Source organism: Clostridiales bacterium (assembly GCA_014799665.1).
Taxonomy (GTDB): Bacteria; Bacillota; Clostridia; order Christensenellales; family Pumilibacteraceae; genus Anaerocaecibacter.
Window position 1 is genome coordinate 37,415 of sequence record JAAVHP010000025.1, and the last position, 20,377, is coordinate 57,791.

13 protein-coding genes and 1 tRNA gene are annotated in these 20,377 nt (G+C 50.4%); 10 read left to right on the forward strand and 4 right to left on the reverse strand.

Annotated features, from left to right (window positions below; translation table 11 throughout):
- Positions 1–24 precede the first annotated feature (24 nt).
- Entirely contained in the window at positions 25–1,581 is a 1,557-nt protein-coding gene (locus HDT28_07905) for a DUF2828 family protein (protein ID MBD5132491.1), read from the reverse strand.
- A gap of 37 nt (positions 1,582–1,618) precedes the next feature.
- A tRNA-Phe gene (locus HDT28_07910) sits at positions 1,619–1,734 on the reverse strand.
- Positions 1,735–2,013: 279 nt separating this feature from the next.
- Here HDT28_07910 and HDT28_07915 point away from each other — a divergent pair.
- Genes HDT28_07915 through HDT28_07925 form a run of 3 tightly spaced genes read left to right on the forward strand, consistent with a single transcriptional unit; the run spans position 2,014 to position 4,847 of the window.
- Positions 2,014–3,111, forward strand: coding sequence for a peptide chain release factor 2 (locus HDT28_07915; GenBank protein ID MBD5132492.1), 1,098 nt, complete (start codon positions 2,014–2,016; stop codon positions 3,109–3,111).
- 23 nt (positions 3,112–3,134) lie between these two features.
- On the forward strand, positions 3,135–4,145 hold the full coding sequence (gene tsaD / locus HDT28_07920) for a tRNA (adenosine(37)-N6)-threonylcarbamoyltransferase complex transferase subunit TsaD (GenBank protein ID MBD5132493.1): 1,011 nt from the start codon (positions 3,135–3,137) through the stop codon (positions 4,143–4,145).
- A gap of 27 nt (positions 4,146–4,172) precedes the next feature.
- Entirely contained in the window at positions 4,173–4,847 is a 675-nt protein-coding gene (locus HDT28_07925; protein ID MBD5132494.1) for a hypothetical protein, read from the forward strand.
- Between the two features lie 62 nt (positions 4,848–4,909).
- Here HDT28_07925 and HDT28_07930 read toward each other — a convergent pair whose 3' ends face one another.
- Together HDT28_07930 and HDT28_07935 are read right to left on the reverse strand one after the other, a co-directional pair.
- Entirely contained in the window at positions 4,910–5,470 is a 561-nt protein-coding gene (locus tag HDT28_07930) for a TetR/AcrR family transcriptional regulator (GenBank protein ID MBD5132495.1), read from the reverse strand.
- Between the two features lie 108 nt (positions 5,471–5,578).
- Positions 5,579–6,589 (reverse strand): hypothetical protein, encoded by a 1,011-nt coding sequence (locus HDT28_07935; GenBank protein ID MBD5132496.1) that lies wholly within the window; start codon positions 6,587–6,589, stop codon positions 5,579–5,581.
- Positions 6,590–6,736: 147 nt separating this feature from the next.
- Between HDT28_07935 and cadA the strand changes: the two genes are divergently transcribed.
- The 7 genes from cadA to HDT28_07970 all read left to right on the forward strand — a co-directional run bounded on the left by cadA (position 6,737) and on the right by HDT28_07970 (position 20,037).
- Complete coding sequence (cadA, locus tag HDT28_07940) at positions 6,737–9,250, forward strand: cadmium-translocating P-type ATPase (GenBank protein ID MBD5132497.1); 2,514 nt, start codon at positions 6,737–6,739, stop codon at positions 9,248–9,250.
- Positions 9,251–9,447: 197 nt separating this feature from the next.
- Positions 9,448–13,230 (forward strand): hypothetical protein, encoded by a 3,783-nt coding sequence (locus HDT28_07945; protein ID MBD5132498.1) that lies wholly within the window; start codon positions 9,448–9,450, stop codon positions 13,228–13,230.
- 16 nt (positions 13,231–13,246) lie between these two features.
- Complete coding sequence (locus HDT28_07950) at positions 13,247–14,020, forward strand: hypothetical protein (GenBank protein ID MBD5132499.1); 774 nt, start codon at positions 13,247–13,249, stop codon at positions 14,018–14,020.
- Positions 14,021–14,246: 226 nt separating this feature from the next.
- Positions 14,247–15,608, forward strand: a complete 1,362-nt coding sequence (locus HDT28_07955; protein MBD5132500.1) for an extracellular solute-binding protein — start codon at positions 14,247–14,249, stop codon at positions 15,606–15,608.
- A gap of 116 nt (positions 15,609–15,724) precedes the next feature.
- The gene (locus tag HDT28_07960) at positions 15,725–17,284 is read left to right on the forward strand and encodes a sugar ABC transporter permease (protein ID MBD5132501.1); all 1,560 of its coding nucleotides are present in this window, start codon (positions 15,725–15,727) and stop codon (positions 17,282–17,284) included.
- Complete coding sequence (locus HDT28_07965) at positions 17,281–18,177, forward strand: ABC transporter permease subunit (protein MBD5132502.1); 897 nt, start codon at positions 17,281–17,283, stop codon at positions 18,175–18,177. Before HDT28_07960 ends, HDT28_07965 begins: the two co-directional genes overlap by 4 nt.
- Before the next feature lie 90 nt (positions 18,178–18,267).
- Positions 18,268–20,037, forward strand: a complete 1,770-nt coding sequence (locus HDT28_07970; protein MBD5132503.1) for an alpha-amylase — start codon at positions 18,268–18,270, stop codon at positions 20,035–20,037.
- The last annotated feature ends 340 nt before the right edge of the window (positions 20,038–20,377 follow it).

The window sequence follows — 20,377 nt, forward strand, 5'->3', positions numbered from 1 at the left end:
TGTAACCACTCTTTTTGATTTTTATTATTTGATTGCTATTTCGACCTTGTCGTAGCGCGGGGTGGACAATTGTGCAAGTAAGCACTTGTACGGATCGAGGTCGCCGCTTAATACCATGCTCGCTATCGTCGGGCTGAACCCGCTGACGAGCGCTACGCCCAATTCGTTCTCGCGGACGGGAACTGTGAGCGTTCGGCTGTTTATATTCCAGAACACGAGCCGCGGTAGCTTATAGCCTTTTTCCTCGTAGCGCGCCCCGAGCTCCTCGAACAATCTCACGCCGTCCGCGTTGTTCGCGGTTAAATATACTTTACCTTTCGTTTTGCCGACGACGGCGCAATTATCGAATTCCATATCCGAAAGGATTAAGACGTTACGGGGCAGGTCGGCTTGGTTAAGCTTGTTTTTGACCGCAGTATTCAGTATTAAATCAAATACAGCTTCTATATTGGTGTTTGCGACCTCGCTGTACGCAAACGCCTTGGCGAGTTTGTCGTGCAGCGTTTTTTGTTTGGATAGGTCGATATAACGGGGCCGTTCGCTGAACGTAATGAACTTGTCTTTATACCGATCATTGCAACGCTCGGCGAAGTATATGCCGAGTGCGAACGCGACCTCCATCGCCTTTACTCGGGTGTTGCCCACACGGACGGTCATACTGCTCGAACCGTCCACAACGCACATGGTCGAGTCGTCGCCGTCCACGTAGTCGGGTAGGGCGCGCCAAAGTTCTTCGAGCGTTTGGTCGAGCTCCTTGACGGTAAGCGAATAATCTCCGTACGAATACGAATGAACTATATCGTGCGGGAACAGCACGCCTGAGTTTATCTTTTGCTCGCCGCGGCTGACCGATTCGAGATAGGCGATGCGGCGGTCCTCGTCGTGCTTAAAAAACGCCTTGCCGTATATAAGGTTGGCGCGCGAGGGGACTGCCGAATAGTTTATCTCGCTCCACTCGTCGGCGCTCATCTGCACTTCCACTACCTTCAAGTATTTGCGGAGCGAGGATAACGCGGTGCGGTATTGCTTGTTCGTCATGCCGAGCGCGCGGCAAAGATACTTTGCATACTCGACCGTTTCCTTACTCGTCGCGTTGAGCGAGGGCAACCACTTAGCCAGGAGCGATACGGGCTTGTTCGCGCGCATTGCTTTAAGGTCGGCGTTAAGCTGCTCGCGAATAAGAGAAATCGCGTCTTTTTCGACGGGCGTGCTGAGCAGGGTAACTACGTTATCCCAGCGCGTGTATTCGGGGATGAGCGGGATAAGCTTTTTTGCAAGCTCGGGCTCGGAGTACGCGAGATATGCCATGCCGAGACGGAACAGCCTGCGTTCGCCCATGCCGCCGCGCACGTCGCCGGCAAAGAACAGCCATTTAACGGCGAGCGTTTTGTCCTCATGGAACACGCGCGCAAATCGCTTAACGACTTCTATCTCCGGACAGCTGCGCAAGGACGATACCGCGAAATTGATGTCGAGCAATTCTTTTCCTGATGTGCTAAACCCAAGCGCACCGTTTTCGGTGACCGAAACGTTACGCTCGTTATCCAGCACGTTTTTTATCATGTCCATGAAATTGCTCATACCGATTTCGACTGTACCCTCCTTTGAGATTTAGTTGTGGGAGCGGATGGACTCGAACCACCGACACACGGCTTCTTAGCTACAAAAAATTTGCTGTACGAGATTATTTCTAACCTCGTTTTTTCGTTGCTCTACCGACTGAGCTACGCTCCCGTATATGTATTATCCAAGCAAATTCGTGCGCTAATCTTACTGTCGATTTGCGCGCTAAGTTCGTCCGCGCACCGCGCACGTAGCGCCGCTACGAACGCGGCACACGTCCTGCTTATCACTCAAATCGCCTACGTAATATTAACGCGTCATTTGCTCGTATAATACGGTGTGTATTATTCTATCATATAAATATTTGATTGTCAATACCATTAGAATTACGTTTTTTCAAAAACACTTGACTTAAATACACGACTCTTATATAATATAAAATGTATAGCTATGGATATAGAAGAAATCAAAAATCGAATAAAAGACGCCAAGAACATGATTTCGGACGCGTACGCCGCAGTCGACGCGAGTAAGCTCGAAAGTCGGCTCAAAGAGCTTGTGGAAAAACAAAACGATCCCAATCTCTATGCCGATCCCAAAGCAGCGCAGGCGGTCAACAGCGAGGCTAAGTATATCGACGATACGCTCGCACGCTACAAAAAGCTGTTCCGCACGGTAGACGATCTTAACGACATGGCGGAGCTACTCGAAGTCGAGCCCGACGGCGAGCTCGCCGAGGAGCTTTCGTCGGCGTCCGTCGCGCTCTATAAGGATGCGGAAGCGGTGCAGATCTCGGCGCTTCTCCGCGGTGAGTACGACAAGGCGGACGCCATACTCTCGCTCCATGCGGGCGCGGGCGGTACGGAAGCTCAGGACTGGGTGCAGATGCTTTTCCGTATGTATAAAATGTATTGCGAAAAGTCGGGGTACTCTGTCGAGGTCGTCGATCGCTTGGATGGCGACGAGGCGGGGATCAAGTCTATAACGTTCATTGCGCGCGGCATAAACGCGTACGGCTATCTTAAAGCCGAAAAGGGCGTGCACCGCTTGGTGCGCATTTCGCCGTTCGACGCCAACGCGCGTCGGCACACCTCGTTCGCGAGTCTCGAAGTCATGCCCGAGATCAAGGACGATATTACAATCACTATCAATCCCGACGAGATACGCGTCGATACTTACCGCAGCAGCGGCGCTGGTGGTCAGCACATAAACAAGACCGACTCGGCTATACGCATTACGCATTTCCCGACGGGTATAGTCGTGACCTGCCAGAACGAGCGGTCGCAAACGCAAAACCGCGAAATGGCAATGACCATGCTCAAATCCAAGCTCGTCGAGCTCAAAGAGCGCGAAGCCGCCGAGAAAGCGGCGAGCATAAAGGGCGATCTCAAAAAGATCGAATGGGGCAGTCAGATCCGCTCGTACGTGTTCCAGCCGTACACGCTCGTCAAGGACCACCGTACTAACTACGAGGACAGCGACATTCAGTCGGTAATGGACGGGGATATAGGCGAATTTATTATAGACTATCTAAAAAAATCCGTTTAGCACATTTAAGGCGAACTACTACAATGAGCGATAAAATAATCTTAGGAATAGAAACGTCGTGCGACGAGACTTCGGCGGCGGTGCTTAAAGGCGATACGCTGTTATCCAACGTTATATCGTCGCAGATAGAAATTCACCGGCGGTTTGGCGGGGTAGTGCCCGAGATAGCGTCGCGCAACCACTTGACCGCAATACTGCCCGTTATCGACGAAGCGCTTGAAAAAGCGGGCGTTAAACTGACCGAGCTCGACGCGATAGCCGTCACCTACGGCGCGGGGCTTGTAGGCGCGCTACTTGTGGGCGTGTCGGCGGCGAAAGCGCTCGCGTACTCGCTCGGCATACCGCTGTACGCGGTCAATCATATCGAAGCGCACATTGCTGCAAACTATATATCGTGCCCCACACTAAAACCCCCGTTTCTTGCGGTGGTGGCGAGCGGCGGACATACAGGCGTTTGTAAGGTGGACGGGCTTAACAGCTTTACAATGGTCGCATCCACAACCGACGACGCGATAGGCGAAGCGTTCGATAAGGTCGCGCGCGCGGTGGGCTTGCCGTACCCCGGCGGACCCGAAATAGACAAGCTTGCCAAGACCGGCAATAACAATATTACGTTTATCGAGCGCAAGCACAAGCAAAAGGATTTGAGCTATTCGGGACTGAAAACTGCGGTCGTCAATTACCTGCACAACCTCGAACAGCGCGGCGAACAGCCCAATATCCCCGATGTGTGCGCGTCCTTTCAGTGTACGGCGGTCGATATGCTCGTAGATACCGCGATGTCGGTAGTAAAAAAATCGGGGCTCGGTACAGTGGTCGCGGCGGGCGGCGTGTCGGCTAACTCGTACCTTCGTGAGAAGCTCAAAGCGGAAGGAGAAAAGCTCGGTTGCGCGGTGCATTTTCCGCCCATGTCGTTATGCACGGACAACGCGGCTATGGTCGCGGTGCGCGCGCGCGACATGATAAAAGAAGGACTTGCGCCGGCGGCGCTCGATCTCAACGCTGTCAGCTATTTGAAAATAGCTTCGGTTTAAGGCATACCCTAAAAGGAGAAAAGATATATGCTGCATAAGAAAAGCGGACTCAATCATTCCGATAAAATATTCGTCACAATGGCGATGTGGATAGCCGCGATCGTAATCTTTGCGACTGCGCTCACGCTCCCAATGCTCCCGAACATGGTAGCTATTTTCCAGTATCCCGTAGAGGACGGCCCGTTGCCCGAGCTCAGCAGTAAGTTCAATAATCTTTTGCTGATAATTATGTGGGTTATTCCCGCATTGATAATCGGCGTCTGTACTTGGCTAAGGCTCAAAAACCGCTTGCAAAATAATTTTGTGTCGATCATACTTTTCAGTATAATTCTGTCGTGCTCGTTCAGCGTAGTCGTTATTTACGGCATTTCGCGGCAGTTCGTTTCCAGCTCGACCGTGCAAATGGTAAACATTCACGCTTTGGTTTGTATATGCGTGCTGTTCGTACTGTCCATGACCTCGGCAGCTATGCCTAAAATCTACCATGCCGAACGCTTCAACTACAAGCGCGCCGTCAATGAGTTTACGCACAGACTCAGAGTCAATACCGATAAGTTTTGGTACGTTGGCGCGGCAGGGTACTTGATCGCCGCTGTCGCGTGCGCGTTTATACCGAGCTTTTACGGCTATATCGTTCTCGCCGCATTCATAGCCGCGCACGTATTGCTCGTCACTCTTAACAAGAAATCTACAAATAAATAAAATTACGCATTATAAAACGGTGGTTGTCGCCACCGTTTTTGTTTTGCCAAGTAGTTTTTAGTTTACGCCAAATATTTAATTCCCGCGTTCGATACCTGGACGCCTACGTCCGCGATATCGTTTATGCTCTCGCGCATACCGCTGTTAAGCCAGTATTCGAGCAGCCCCAAGAACCCGTTGGAAACGAATATATAGTAATAGTTTATCTTGGACGCAGGGCAGTTGGGGTAGAGCTGCGACATTACGGACACGACCTTAGTCCTACCTGCTTCCATTGCGCGCGATAAAAATTCCGATTGCCGCTGTGCTCCGAGCAAAAGCTTGCACACGCTTACATTCCTGTAAATAAACTCGAAGAACGTTACGTAAAAGCTTTTTTCGGGCGCGCCGTTGCTCGCGACCGTCGCCTGCGACATCCACTGCGTGAACTCGGCTTCCAGGTCGTCCTCTATCTCGGTGAGAACGTCCTGCACCGAGTTGTAGTGATAGTAGAACGTGGCGCGGTTGATTCCGGCGTGACTGCACAATGCGGTAGCGGTCACGTCGTCTATCGGTTTATCGGCGAGCAGTTCGGTCAAGCTCGCTTTGATTTTATCGGTTGTTTTCTTTTTTGCGGTAGCCATTTTTTCGCACTTTATTTTAAATTTAAATCTTAGACAGTATACACCTTTTTGTCTAAACTGTCAAACCGATAATGGTTAGATTTAATATATTTATTTTTAATAGAAAAACTAGAATAAACGGGGTTTTCCTCCGCCCAAACATGACAGTGCGGCAATCACTTCTTCGCTCACTCCGCTTTCCTTGGTGCATTGTGCGCAGAGTTTTTTATCGCGTACAAACTCATTGATGGCGGTCAAGGTTTTATCGTCGAGCTCACCGCTCTGCGGACAGTCGTAAAGCTTACTGTATAGCTTGCGCTGAATATACAGCACGCCGTTCCGCATACAACCGTATTCGAGCGGCTTGCGCGCGGGGAGTATAAGCTCGCGCCACAGCGCTGCATCCACACCGCCCGAAAGCCCGTTGTTCTGTTCGAACGCCTTGACGGCGAGATCGGTTTCCTTGCCGTAAACGCCGTCGACCTCGACTTTCATCCCATTTGCCGCAAGCAGAGCTTGAAGCATTTTGATCTTGCGCCCGCGCTTACCCGTAGCCGCCGTGCAAAGAATAGGGTAGGCGGTAATATCGTCCTGCCTAATGTACGGATAACCGAAATACTCGCACACGCCCATGGCTACGTGCTCGGCTATCGTCTGCGCATAGTCGGGATCGAGCGACAGCTTGGCTTCGTCGAAATTTGTAAGATACCCCGCGTCGACTACCGCCGTCGGGCAAACCGCGCCCTGCCACACCCTGTCGCCACCGAGCGAAGCGCAAGAAATATTGCGACTTAGCGCGGCGCAAATATCCTCGCAAAAAACCTTATGCTCTTTGCTCGTCGAATGATAAACTACCGCGCCCTTAACGTCGTTAAAACTCTTGCGCGACCCGAATGCGCCGAGCGAAATCAGCACCGCGCCGTCGGCGGTAAAGCGGTTGACGCGCATGATCATATCCCGCGCGTCGACGACGGGCGACGGCACTTCGAGCACATCGAAATCGCACCGAATAAGCGCCGCCGTCAGATACAGCGCCGCAAGCCGCGTAAAAATCTTGCCGTCCGCTTTTTCGCCTACGTACGGCATGACGGGGGAGTGTCCGCACTCCGACCCGCCTACTGCTATCGTTATAACGTTCATTTCCGAATTACCTCGTTCAAATAATATATGCGTCGCGGCGCACAATGTTGAATAATCGGTGATTATAGATTTAATTCATACTAATTTAGTAGGAATTTATATAAAACACTTGACATAATATCATATCGGTGATAGAATACTAAGGTAATGAAGAAGATTTTTTCGGTTAGCGGAATGACTTGCGCGGCGTGTGCGGCGCACGTTGAAAAGGCGGTAAGGAAGCTCGGCGTACAAAACGTCGAGGTCAATTTGCTCATGAACCGCATGACCGTCGATACCGATATAACGGACGGCGATATCATTCGCGCCGTCGAGGCGGCCGGGTACGGCGCGGTGCGCTACGACGGAGGGAAAGGTGAAACCGTAAAGAGCGAAGCTCAAAAGCCCGTCGACTATGCTAAAACGCTGCTTATAAGGTTTTTAAGCTCGTTGGTTTTCCTTATTCCGCTCATGTACTTTTCCATGGGGCACATGGCAAGCTTTCCTATGGGCGCGCTCGATCCGCACATAAACCCGTCGTCGTTCGCGCTTATTCAGCTTGTGCTTACGACCCCCGTTCTTGTAATAAACGGAAAATTCTTTATAAACGGTTGTAAAGCGGTTTTGCACCGTGCGCCGAACATGGATACGCTGGTTGCGCTCGGCAGCGGTGCGGCGTATATTTACGGAATAGTCCAACTCTTTATAATCAATGCGGGTGTTGCTTCGGGCGATATGCACGGCGCATCGATGAACGCAATGAGCCTGTTCTTCGAGGGCGCGGCAACTATACTTACGCTCGTAACTCTCGGAAAGTTCCTCGAAGCAAAGTCAAAAGGCAAAACTCGGTCGGAAGTGGATAAGCTGTTGCGGCTCCGTCCGCAGACGGCGACGGTCGTTCGCGACGGCGCGGAAATATCTGTCGCGGTCGAGGACATACGCGTAGGCGACAGGGTGATAGTATTGCCCGGTGAGTACGTGCCGTGCGACGGCGTTGTCGAGGTCGGCTCGACCACGCTCGATAAGTCTGCAATAACGGGCGAGTCGTTGCCCGATGAAGCGACGGTGGGAAGCCGCGTGACGTCCGCCGTGCTCAACCTCACCGGCAGGGTAGAGCTTACCGCCGAAAAGGTGGGTGCGGACACCACGCTCAGCAAGATAATCGAGCTTATAGAAAACGCAGGCGGTTCGAAAGCGCCCATACAGAAGATAGCCGACAGGGTGGCGGCGGTGTTCGTGCCGACGGTGTGCGCGATCGCGCTCGTGACCCTTATCGTGTGGCTGATTATAGGCAGTGCGGCGCAGGCGTTCACCATGGCGATATCTGTACTCGTCATATCCTGTCCGTGTGCGTTAGGGCTCGCAACGCCAGTCGCCGTCATGGCGGGAACGGGCAGAGCGGCGGCGTACGGCGTGCTTGTAAAGAACGCCGAGGTACTGCAAGCGCTCCAAAGCGTAGAGGTGTTCGCGCTCGATAAAACGGCAACGATAACCGAGGGCAAGCCGCGCGTGGTCGGTATAAAAACGTTCGGTCTTACCGAGGACGAGGTTTTAAGCATTGCCGCCGCGCTGGAAAAAACAAGCACGCACCCGCTTGCGCAAGCGATAATCGACGCGACGCACGATAGGAACTTGGTATCACCCGACGCGACTGACGGCGAGTACCGTATAGGCTACGGTGTGATCGCTAAGTCGGACGGCACAGAGTATGCGCTCGGCTCGGCTCGGCTCATGGCGGAGTTCGGGGTGAAATGTGACGAGGACGATGCGCAAACCGTATTTCTTTGCAAACGCGGCGAGCTGCTCGGCGCGATAACGGTCGCTGATGAGATCAAGCCGTCGAGCGCCCGCGCTATCGAAATGCTCAAAAGCTGCGGCGCGCGCGTGGCGATGCTTACGGGCGACAACGCGGCGCAAGCCCACCGTATAGCCGAGAAGGTCGGTATAACCGAAGTGTACTGCAACGTTCTGCCGAGCGACAAGCTCGATATCATTAAGTCGCTCAAATCGGGCGGCGGCAGGGTCGCAATGGTCGGCGACGGCATAAACGACGCGCCCGCGCTCAAAGAAGCGGACGTCGGCATAGCGATAGGCTCGGGTACGGACGTCGCTATCGAGGCGGCGGACGTGGTGCTTGTTAAGAGCGATCTTATGGACGTGCCGCGCGCCATGGCGGTGTCGCACGCGAGCCTTAGGAATATCAAGCAAAACTTGTTTTGGGCGTTTATATATAATGTTCTCGGCATACCGCTCGCGGCGGGCGTGCTGTTCGGCGTAGGCGTTACGCTCAATCCCATGATAGCCTCGGCGGCAATGGCGTTCTCGTCGGTATTCGTCGTTTGCAACGCATTGCGGCTGACTGTTATGAAGTTCGACGATTCGCGGCTATCCCGCAAGCTCAAAGGTGTGGGCAAGCGCAAAAATAAAAATCGCACAGACGAAAAAGAGTTATCAATAACCGAAATCGGAGGTAATAATATGGAAACGGTTCTTAAAGTCAAAGGCATGATGTGTATGCACTGTGTCGGTCACGTAAAGTCGGCGCTCGAAAAAGTGGAGGGAGTGACCTCTGTCGACGTCAGTCTCGAAAAAGGCGAGGCGACCGTTCACAGCGCAAACGTAAATATCGATGCGGCAATCAAAGCGGTCGTTGACGCAGGGTATGAGTGCAGTATTAATTAGTAATTAGAAATTAGGAATTAGGAATTGCGGACTCGCTTCGCTCGTAATTTAATAAATCATTCATTGCTAATTATTAAAATCCTATTAGAATAACATTAGGACTTCCTTACGGGCATTGACAAAAAAATGCTTGCGTAGTATAATAATCGTGTAATAAAGTAGAGTATTACGCGATTATTTTTCGTTTTGGAGTAAAAATGGCTGAAAAGATAGGAGTGTCCGAGAACGGGGGCAGACCCGAAAAAAAGAAGCACAGATGTTGTTCCTGCTGCTTGGCGGTGCTTGTCTTAATATTGATAATATTTGCGGCGGCGTTCGGCGTAGGCTGGTATTTCGGCGATAAATTTACTCAAGAGAATTTGGATATGTCGCTTGCAGACACGCTCGGCGTAGTGAACGATTTGTATTGGGCGAACGACAAGAAGGTAGTGACCAATCCGTATAGCAAGGACGACGTAAACGATTTCTACAAGGAAATCAAGCGCAACGTTCTTCTTAAAGACGACGCGGAAGTCGATTTCGAAAAGGCGCTCGAAAGCGCTATCGATAACTACGCAAACAAGCCGCAAGCCGCCGTCGCGCGCAACTCCGATTACGGCGACGAGAACGAGACCGGCGATAATGAGGACGGCGAACAGGAAAGCTCGTCGAGCTCCGCGATCATGCGTATTCTTACCGACATGATTTCGGGCGTTCTCAACCGCGATAACATAGACTTCGAAAGGTTAAATCGCTACGACGAAAACGATCCCTCGACCGATGAGTATTTGTTCAAGCTCAAAGACAAACAACTCGCATCTTTCATAAACGCCATACTCGAAGCGATACTCCAAAACGCTTCCGGCATCGACTCGTTACAGAGCATATCCAATGTGATCGATCTGAAATCGGTGCTCGCGCTCAAACAGATCACCTTCGCGGCGCAGACCGACGGCGATACTACGGTATCGACCACCGCTTCGGTCACCGTGTGGATAGGCGTGCAGTCTGCGGCGGGGCAGGCGCTCACTTCGGTAATGAACGAAAACGGAATGGGCTGGCTGAGCTGGCTTGCGCGCGGCATGGGCAATATATTCCTGCCTAAAAACCTTTACGCCACCGTTTCCATTCCGCTGTACGGCGAAGCCGATATGTCGGTCAATATCAACGCCATGAACGACGCTAAGCATGCCCGCGCGGTGAAGCTGGTTAACGGCGTGATGAAAATGTCGGGCAGCGAGAACACGCTCGACGATATGCTCAAAGAATACGGCGAAAAGATCACGCCTTTCCTCGAAACGGCGTCGCAGAATATGCCGCTCGACAAAGTGGACGACGGAACGATAACGATCGACTTCCTCGACACGCTCGCGCGTCTTGCGAGCAAGTCTACCGAGGGCGAGCCGCTCACCAAGGCGGACTTTATCTACGTTCTTAAAGCGGTGTTATCGGATGCCGACGAGCAATACCGCTACGTTTCGCCTTACCGCTATAAGGGTGTATATCTCGTCGACGGCGAGGAGAAATATGTTGAGGACGGCGTGGACGGGCAGACCCCTATCGACTACGAGGACAAATTCGCAAAGGCGATTTCGCAGGCGTATTCGATCGATATAAAGGACGATGAAAAACTTGCCGACGTTCTCGCCATGATGGGCGTGTCGCTCGACGGCGGCAAGACTCCCGTCAATTCCGACGAACTGTTAAACCGCATGAACGGTAATCGGCTCAATGCGTCCATAAACAGCGACAGCGCGCCGCAAAAGCTGTTCGTCACCGACAAGATGCTCGCCGCGGCGTTCGAGGACGATCTCAAAGCCAACCTTAACGGGTTCGACATGGAGCTTATCGCGCTCACGTTCATGAGCAACCCGCAAAAGCTAAACCACACCTACGCCATGATCGCCGTCGAAGTCAATCTCGGCAGTATGCTCGGCGAAGCGGGCGGGATGATGACCTCGCTTGCTTCGGGGCTTATGCCGGATAGAATACTTTTGACCGTGGTCGTCGACATAACTCAGGACGGCGAGCTGAACGCGGGCGAGAAGCGCGATCCCGTATCGTATAAGCTCAACTCGTGCAAAGACACCGCGCGTGCGATAGCGGCTGTCGAGAAGCTTGCTCCGTCGATAAGCCTTGACTGTATGTCCGACCAGATTGAAACGATGATGGTCGACATGGTGAAGCAGATGTTCAATAAGCTCGAAGGCATGGAGCTCAAAACCACTACGTACGAGTACGACGAGCAGTCCAACCCCGTATCGGGCGACAACGGCGCGATCGTAATGCCCGACATATTCACGATCATGGCAAACCTTGCTATCAAAGGTGAGGACGGTCAGCCCGTAGTGGACGGCGCGCAATTAAAGAACGTTCTCAAAGAGCTCAATAACGTAGACGGCTTGCCCGAAACTACCCAAATCGAAACGAAAGACGGCAACCCCGACTATTCGGGCTTTGTCGCCGACGTTGTGGATAAATACTATCTCGACGACAGTCAAGCGAAGAACGGCAGGCTCGAAACGTTCGACGACCTTACCGAGTTTATGTCGAGCACAGCTAAGGACGACGGCAGCTTGGGCGGCTTTGATACCGACAAGCTTCGAGTCAACGACGGCACCGTGAAATGCCTTGCCTACGATACGCGCAAGGTCAGTCAGCTCAAACCGACGATGACTCCCGCGCAGCTCGGCGCGTTCCTGCAAACCGAAATGGTCGGCGACGACCTGAAAAATTACACGATCATGGAGGTCGAAACCGATACCGACGAGCTCACGCTCATTCTCGCCATAAACGTAGGCAGTCTGTTGCCCGCAAAGGTTAGTAAGCTATTGGCTACCGAAAATATATTCGTCACCGCGACTATCGATATGAGCGAGCCTGAAACCGACGAAACGGACGGCAAACTCTACTATCCCGTGACTACGGTCGTCAATAATATGAGCGGTGCCGATAAAAAAGGTGTATACGACGACACACTTAAAGTAGTTAAATGCTTTGCGCCCGACTTCGATATACAAAAACAGGTGCTCGAACTCGGCAAAACAATGTACGAGGAAATGACCGCGCTCCAAGACAGCATGACCGGTAGTAGGACCGCCGCCACAGACCCGGACGAAGAACCGAACGATGACAATGCTGAACCGTTCTTCCGGTTTGAAAAAGCGGGACTTGTAATGACCGATTTCTATACCTTCCTCGCCGAGAAGATGGAGCTCTCGCTTGAAGGTCGTACTTCCGAAACCGTTAAGGAAGCGGTGCAGGGTATGTACGTTCGTTCGCATGATAGCTCGCTCAGAAATACCAATAACTACGTATTGGATATCTTCGACGGCATAAGCGACGACGATATGAAAGACTTGCTTCTCCGCAACCCCGCCGCAGGCGAAAAATGGGACGAGGATGAAACAGAAAAGTTCCTGCTCGGTAAAACGGAGAGCGATATCGGCTTTAACGGCTTTATGAAACAGGTCGAGCAAATCGACAAGAAAGAGGAAGTTATTGCCGTTCAAACTATCATCCTCACGAAAGGTGTCGATACCGAGGAGGCGAAAGCCGCACGCGTGTGGCTTAATGAACGCATAGGCGAAGATAAGGATGAAATAACCGAGGATAACGATTATCTCGTCGTAACGTTCAAGCTAACTATGGGTAACATGGTTGAGCACGAAAGTAAGCTGAACGAGAATTTGACGCCGAGCGAGGTGTATGCCACTATCGTATATACCAAAAACAGCGAGGGCGTATTCGAGAGCGTAGATACCATATTCAACGGCATGACCGCTGCACAATACAAAGTCGTTACCGAGCTTATGGAAGCGAATGATACCGACGGCGATACCACGAGTACCGAAAAGGTCAATATAGTTAGTATCACCAAAGAGGGCGCTACCGTATTTAACGAAATGCTCGAAAACGGCACGGTAACGTTCGGCGAGCAGAACGGCGGCAAGGGTATAGGCAGTATCACTTACGCGCCGAAGATCGGCTCGCAGGCGTAAAAACGAGGTGAATGCAATGAAATATAACCGATTGATAATGTTTTGCGATTACGGACTGGACGACGCGATAGCCACTATGCACGTATTGACAAATGTCGATATGTTCAACTATATAGATATAGTGCCTATCGGCGGCAACGTTAGCGTGCAAACGGCTTACCGCAACGCTCATACGTTGCTCGCAGCGGCAGGCGCGGATAAAAACAAGGTGCGAATAGTCGATACGCGAAATATTAAGCAGTGTTCCGCAGATATTCCCGACGTTCACGGCACGGACGGAATAGGCGACATACTCGAACAAAAGCAGTCGAACGTAACGGTGATCGACTTCCAAGCGTTCAAAAAAGAACTGGAAGGGAAGAAAGAGCCCGCGCACGACTGTGTGCTGTCGCTCGGTCCGTGTACTTTGCCCGTTATGCTTGGCTACGTTCCGTTTTGCACCGTGTTGATGGCGGGAACGTATAAAGAACAGCCCAACTACGGCGACTACGAGTTCAATGAGGCTTTGGACGTGCCTGCGTTCAAGACGCTCGCCGAAAAGGCGACCGCTGTCGCAACGCTCGATTCCTGCCATGATAAAAAGCTCGCGTTCGAAAGCTTTAAAACGGGCGACGAGCTTACCGATAAATTGGTCGATAAGTATAAGGACTTGTGCATGAGTCGTAGTGCGCCCGTCGCTATATACGACTACGTGGCAGCGCTCGCCGTTACAAATCCCGAGCGGTTCGATGCGGTAAGGATAAGACGCGCCGACGGTGTAGAGTTTAATCAGTTGCAAGTCAAAGAATGAGATATGCTGAGAGCGGTTCGTCCGCTCTTTTCTTTTATATAGTATATATCACTCGGAACGGGGGGATAATAAGTATATCCTGTAAGATTTGACAATATAAAGGACTGTTTTTTGTGCAAAATGAATAAAAATAATAAAAGAATTTTGCCAAAAACTATTGACAAGGGTAAATTATAATGTTAAAATTATTCTAGCAATTAAATAAATTCATATTGGAGGGAAATTTATGAAGAAATTGCTTGCTACATTACTTGCGTCTACAATGGCGTTCTCGGCAATTGCCGGTCTCGTTGCTTGCGGCGGCGGTGACAACGGCGGAAACGGCGGCGGCGACGTTAATAACAAATTGGCGGATGATCTTCCGACCGTTTCGGATGTAAACGATCCGTTTGCGGGCGACAACGAGGCTGTTGCTGCGTGCACGATCGAAGTTTGGGCGCCTGAAAAGACGGTTGCTGCTTTTGAAACGCTTGCAGCAAAGTTCACGTCCAACGAATATCATAACGGCAAATACGCCAACGTTACGATTAACTTCACCCCGAAGGGTGAGGACAAGGCGCAGGAAGCGCTTGCTACCGACCCCGAGCAGGGCGCCGACGTGTTCTTCTTCCCGTCGGACCACTTGGATAAGTTCGTTCAGGACGATATACTGCAAGAGTTGCGTGGTAATGTCGGTTCGTACTATACCAAGGCTATCTCCGAGCGCGACAGTGAAGGTACCTACAGCGCTGCGCTTAGCAAGGATGGCTACATGCTTGCTTTCCCCGCAACGGCGGATAACGGCTACTATCTGTGGTATGACGGCGACTTCTTCTCGGATAGCGACGTCGAGACCTTGGACGGCATGATGGAAAAAGCCAAGAAAGCCAACAAGAACATCATTTGGGATTACGGCACCGGCTGGTATACCCCTACGTTCTTCTACGGAATGGGCTGCAATGCCGGATACGTAGGCGACAATTACGAAATCGACTTCAATAGCGCGAACGGCAAGATTGCTGCCGAGGCTATGATTAGATATCTCGTTACCGATAACGTTATGGAAAACGAGAAACCCTGCCTTATCAAAGGTGCGATCGGCGACGATATCGTAGCCGGCATGAAAGACGGATCTGTTGTAGCCGGTATCGGCGGCGGCTGGTTCGCAGGCGATTTGCCCGCAAATGCAAAGGCAACGAAGCTTCCCACGTTCACCGCTAAGATCGACGGTAAAGACGTTCAGAAGCAGATGTACACCTTCTTCGGCGGCAAGTACTGCGGCGTCAACTCGAAGAAGACCAATATTTCGGTTTCTATGGCGTTCGCGAACTTCCTCACCAGCTACGAGGGTCAGGTTGCGCGCTATAATGCGGACAATGCAGGTCCGAGCAACAAAGAAGCGGCGAAGCTTCCCGCGGTTCAAAGCGACAAAGCGCTTTCCGCACTTCTTGCTCAGGCTGCCGTAGGTTCTTACGTGCAGGGCAACCAAGATCCGTTCTGGGATCCCATGCAATCGTTCTGCGCCGAGATTGCCGACGGAACTACCACGATTGACAATCTGCAAACCGCACTTGACAACTTAGTAGCGGCTATTAAGCAAAAGGCATAATAGCGGTTGTCGTAAAGAAAATTGGTATTGATATTCAGCCGAGTCGGACGAGTTTCGGTTCGGCTGAACTTTTTTATCCAAATCATGACAAAATAAAAATTAGGGATGTGATTTAAATGGAAAAAACAGAAAAAACCACGCCCACTTGGAAACAATTTAACCGCCCTTGGTATCAAAAACTCGGACTTGCAATTTGGGATTACATTAAAGGTGTAGGTCTGTTATTGTGGAGTATAATCAAGGCTATCCCCAAAAAGGTTTCGAGATTTTTCATCGCTATCGGTTTATGCTTTAAGGGGCTGTGGTTAAGGTTCAAGAATGGGGACTGGCGTACGAAAACGTCCTATCTCATTATGGGATTTGGCAATTTTTCGCGCGGACAGGTGCTGAAAGGGTTTTTATTGCTTGCCATAGAAGTTTTGTATATACTGTTTATGGTATTCCTTGGCGGCAGCAATCTTGCCATGTTCGGATCGCTCGGTAAGGTAGCTACAATAAAAGTAGACGGACCGGATGGATTCCCTGTATCGAAGTACGTAGATAATTCGCTCACTATTTTGATTTTCAGCGTTATGGCTATAATGCTGACGATTTTCTTCGTGTATATGTGGATTCTTAACACCAAGATCGCTTATAACACGCAGAAGAGAGTGGAGGAGGGCAAGCCGCTTTCCACTGTAAAGCAACAGGTCAACTTTGCGCTTAACGACGGATATCACGTAACGATACTTGTTTTGCCCATTCTCGGCATATTGTTGATTACGGTATTGCCGTTGGTGTGTAATATTATAGTTGCGTTCACCAATTTCGGTAGGGTAAACGGCGTTAACCATTATCCGCCCGGATCACTGTTCACCTGGACGGGATTCAGCGCTTTCGCCGACGTATTTGGTAAGACGTACGGCACCGTTTTGTGGAGCGTTTTGGGCTGGACGCTTGTTTGGGCTGTATTCGCTACGTTTACGAACTTCTTCTTCGGAATGTTCTTGGCGATGATGATCAACAAAAAGTCGATCAAGCTTAAAGCGTTCTGGCGTGTTTGCTTTATTGTCGTCATAGCCGTTCCCGATTTCGTAACGCTCCTTATGATGAGCAAGTTCTTTGGATACAGCGACAACGATTCCCTTACAGGTCCGATGAACCAGATACTTATAAAAGTGTTCGGAATGAAGCATTCCATCGACTTCCTCGGCTCCAAACCGTCTAACTATATGTTAGCGCGAGTTATGGTTATAGTCATTAACTTGTGGCGTGGTATGCCGTTTACAATGCTTGCTACAATGGGTATTCTCATGAATATTCCCGACGAGCTGTACGAGTCCAGCCGTATCGACGGCGCGGGACCTGTTCGCAGGTTTGTATCGATCACGTTCCCGTACATTATGTTCGTTATGGGTCCTCAGCTCATCACGACGTTCACGGGCAACATCAATAACTTCAACGTCATATTCTTCTTGACGGGTGGCGGTCCTTCCCGCATACTCGATGGCGGCGCGATGGTTTATTCCACGGACTTGTTGATTACTTGGCTTTACAGGTTGACGGTAAGCAAGTCCAACCCCGAATACAACTACGGCGCGGTTATCGGTATATTCACCTTCCTTATTACCGCGTTCTTCGCGCTCATCGTATTCAATAGCTCCAAATCTGTTAAGCAGGAGGATACGTTCCAATGATAGGTTTAAGATCGAAACGTATATTATCGGATACGGTCATATATATCATACTGATATTAATGGTGTTCATTTGGTTGTTCCCCTTAGTATGGATGATATTGCGCGCATTCGACGCAAACACTTCTTCTACCTCGACGACTATTTTCCCGACGGAATATACCTGGAATAATTTCAGAAATTTGTTTCCCGGCGGACCCGGCGTTCCCAGTAACGACGGAACGTACCGTAACGACTATTCTTCGTTCCCGTACATGACGTGGTTTAGTAATACGCTGATAGTCGCTCTCATTTCGTGCGTTATTTCGACGATCCTCATACTCATGGTATCGTACGCGTTGTCGCGGCTTAGGTTCTCGGCGCGTAAGAAGCTCATGAACATTTCGCTGATACTCGGCTTATTCCCCGGCTTCCTGTCGATGATTGCTTTGTACAATATCTTTAAGGCGTTCAATCTGACCGGCAGTCTTATCGGCTTGGCATTGGTGTATTCGTTGGCTTCCGGTACGGGCTACTATATCGTCAAAGGCTTCTTCGATACGGTGCCATTGGCTATCGACGAGGCGGCGCGCATAGACGGAGCTACCAAGAACAGAATTTTCTGGCGAATGATCATTCCGCTCAGTAAGCCGATCATCATATACACGATCTTAACGTCGTTTATCTCACCCTGGTGCGATTATATTTTAGCCAGCGTGTTCATGATGAATCAGACCGAAAAGTATACTATCGCGGTCGGAATTAGGCAATGGGTCACGGAGCGCGAGCTTGTAGGTAACTACTTTACGCGGTTCTGTGCAGGCGGCGTGTTCGTATCTATCCCGATAGTCATTCTGTACATGATTATGCAGAAGTTCTATGTTGCGGGTATCACCGGCGGCGCGGCTAAGGGCTAAGATTAATGGCAGCTATAAAACAGCACGCGGTACCGTGTGCTGTTTTTAGTTGCGGCATTAGAAAAAACTCTTTTATAAGGACACTTTATCATGAAATTCAAAAAAATAATAAGCGCTATTACGGCGGCGGCGTTAACGTGCGCGTTTGGTGCGTCGCTTATCGGTTGCAGAAACGACAACGGCGGCGACGGGTATGACGATAGCGACATCGTAGAGTATGATCACAACGGCGATACTGCGAGTGCGCTCAACGTTCCCAACGATAACTGCCGCACATATTACGAGATTTTCGTGCGCTCGTTTGCAGACAGCAATAACGACGGTATCGGCGATTTCAAGGGTATTATCGATAACCTCGATTATCTCAACGACGGGGATCCCAATACCGATACCGATCTCGGAATAAACGGTATTTGGCTCATGCCGATCAATCCTTCGCCGTCATACCATAAGTACGACGCGACCGATTATTATGACGTTGATAAAAGCTACGGCACGCTTGCGGATTTCGACGCGCTCGTTAAAGCTTGCGACGACCGCGGAATTTGGTTGCAAATGGACCTCGTGCTTAATCACTCGTCCAATGAGCATCCGTGGTTCTTGGAAGCGGTAAAGGAAGCGCAAAAGGGTATTACCGTCGAAGACAGCAGGTACATGAAAATGTACAACTTTGTACTCAAAGACGATAGACCGTCGAGAGGCACGTATTACGCTGTGCCCAATTCCAATTACTATTACCTCGGCAATTTCTCGAAAACGCAGCCCGACCTTAACCTTGATAGCGAGGAACTGCGCGAGGAGATAAAGAAGATAGTCGATTTCTGGCTGGAACGCGGCGTGCGGTCGTTCCGTTTGGACGCAGTGCCGTGGGCATACGGATTTGCGGCTTCGGACACAAGCAGCGCCAATATCGAATTTTGGACTTGGTTCAACGATTACTGCAATAAAAAGGGTGCGGAAGTGTTCGCCGAGAGCACGCCCGGTCTTGCGAGGTATTGCTACAACGTAGGCGAGGTATGGTCTACGTCGTTCGTTATCGATAAGTATTTCGCAACGGGCATGAGTAATTTTAATTTCACTTACGCAGCTACTTCGAGTTCCGGATTTATAAGCACAGCAAAAGGCTCTGCCAAATCGGGTGCGTCGTCGCTCGTTAAATCGATGGCGGAAATTCAGGCGACCGAGCTCAAAAATGACAGTGCGGCGTTGCTTTCGAACTTCTTGTCCAACCATGACGGCGATCGTTCGTCGGGATCGATGGATGCGACCCAGATTAAGAAAGCCGCAGGGCTGTATCTGCTCATGCCGGGTAACCCCTATATTTACTACGGCGAGGAAATCGGCGCGGCGGGTAGTGGCTCCGACCCTAACCGTAGACTTCCGTTTAATTGGGGGGACGACAGTCATTCGAACATATTCGACCCGCCCGGCGCGGACTATAAGGGTGCGCAAAAGAACGGATCGGTAAAAGATCAAAAGGATAAGACCGATTCGATTTTGGCGTATTACCGTCAGGCGATCAAGCTTCGCAACCGCTTCCCCGAAATCGGTCGCGGTGTGATGACCGCATATGCGCTTGATAAGTGGGGAGTAATCGCTTCGCTCGGCTCGTTCGGCGAAAATAGCGTTAACGAAGTGAATGAGCTCAATAAGTCGGTGGCGGTTTACAAGCTCGAATGGAACGGTAAGAGCGTGCTCATCATACAGAATGTAGGAAAAGAAGAAGCGGAAGTTAAACTCGGTAAAGAGTTTAACGAGACCAAGCTTGTAGGTTCGATTGTTGCGAGCACGGGTAGCGTTTCTGTCGATATGAAAGGTAATGTTTCGCTTCCTGTCGGCGGCGTCGCCGTGTTCAAGTAATTGAGAATTAGCAATTAGAAATTGGGATCAAAGAGTGGTTGCGCCGCGTGGGTGCAGCCGCTCTTTTCAATTAAAAATTAATAATTAAAATGAGTGCTTCGGCTTAACCGCATTAAAATATTTTAACTTAAAGTTTTCTTGCACGCTTTTTAAGAATGGCGTAGAGAAATTAATAACGACCTGAACTTTATTGGGTGTACAAAACAATACCTGCTTAGTCCACACACAACATTAAAAAATTTCAAAAATATGCAGTAAATTTGTTTGACATAGTTGACATTTTGTGATAAAATATCAAAATGCGTTAGTGTGCCGTAGTGTAGGCTTATACACTTGTCAT

Excerpts from the sequence above, each read along its gene's own strand:
- HDT28_07905 (MBD5132491.1), bottom strand. The coding sequence starts at position 1,581 with ATGAGCAATTTCATGGACATGATAAAAAACGTGCTGGATAACGAGCGT.
- HDT28_07915 (MBD5132492.1), top strand. The coding sequence starts at position 2,014 with ATGGATATAGAAGAAATCAAAAATCGAATAAAAGACGCCAAGAACATG.
- tsaD (MBD5132493.1), top strand. The coding sequence starts at position 3,135 with ATGAGCGATAAAATAATCTTAGGAATAGAAACGTCGTGCGACGAGACT.
- HDT28_07925 (MBD5132494.1), top strand. The coding sequence starts at position 4,173 with ATGCTGCATAAGAAAAGCGGACTCAATCATTCCGATAAAATATTCGTC.
- HDT28_07930 (MBD5132495.1), bottom strand. The coding sequence starts at position 5,470 with ATGGCTACCGCAAAAAAGAAAACAACCGATAAAATCAAAGCGAGCTTG.
- HDT28_07935 (MBD5132496.1), bottom strand. The coding sequence starts at position 6,589 with ATGAACGTTATAACGATAGCAGTAGGCGGGTCGGAGTGCGGACACTCC.
- cadA (MBD5132497.1), top strand. The coding sequence starts at position 6,737 with ATGAAGAAGATTTTTTCGGTTAGCGGAATGACTTGCGCGGCGTGTGCG.
- HDT28_07945 (MBD5132498.1), top strand. The coding sequence starts at position 9,448 with ATGGCTGAAAAGATAGGAGTGTCCGAGAACGGGGGCAGACCCGAAAAA.
- HDT28_07950 (MBD5132499.1), top strand. The coding sequence starts at position 13,247 with ATGAAATATAACCGATTGATAATGTTTTGCGATTACGGACTGGACGAC.
- HDT28_07955 (MBD5132500.1), top strand. The coding sequence starts at position 14,247 with ATGAAGAAATTGCTTGCTACATTACTTGCGTCTACAATGGCGTTCTCG.
- HDT28_07960 (MBD5132501.1), top strand. The coding sequence starts at position 15,725 with ATGGAAAAAACAGAAAAAACCACGCCCACTTGGAAACAATTTAACCGC.
- HDT28_07965 (MBD5132502.1), top strand. The coding sequence starts at position 17,281 with ATGATAGGTTTAAGATCGAAACGTATATTATCGGATACGGTCATATAT.
- HDT28_07970 (MBD5132503.1), top strand. The coding sequence starts at position 18,268 with ATGAAATTCAAAAAAATAATAAGCGCTATTACGGCGGCGGCGTTAACG.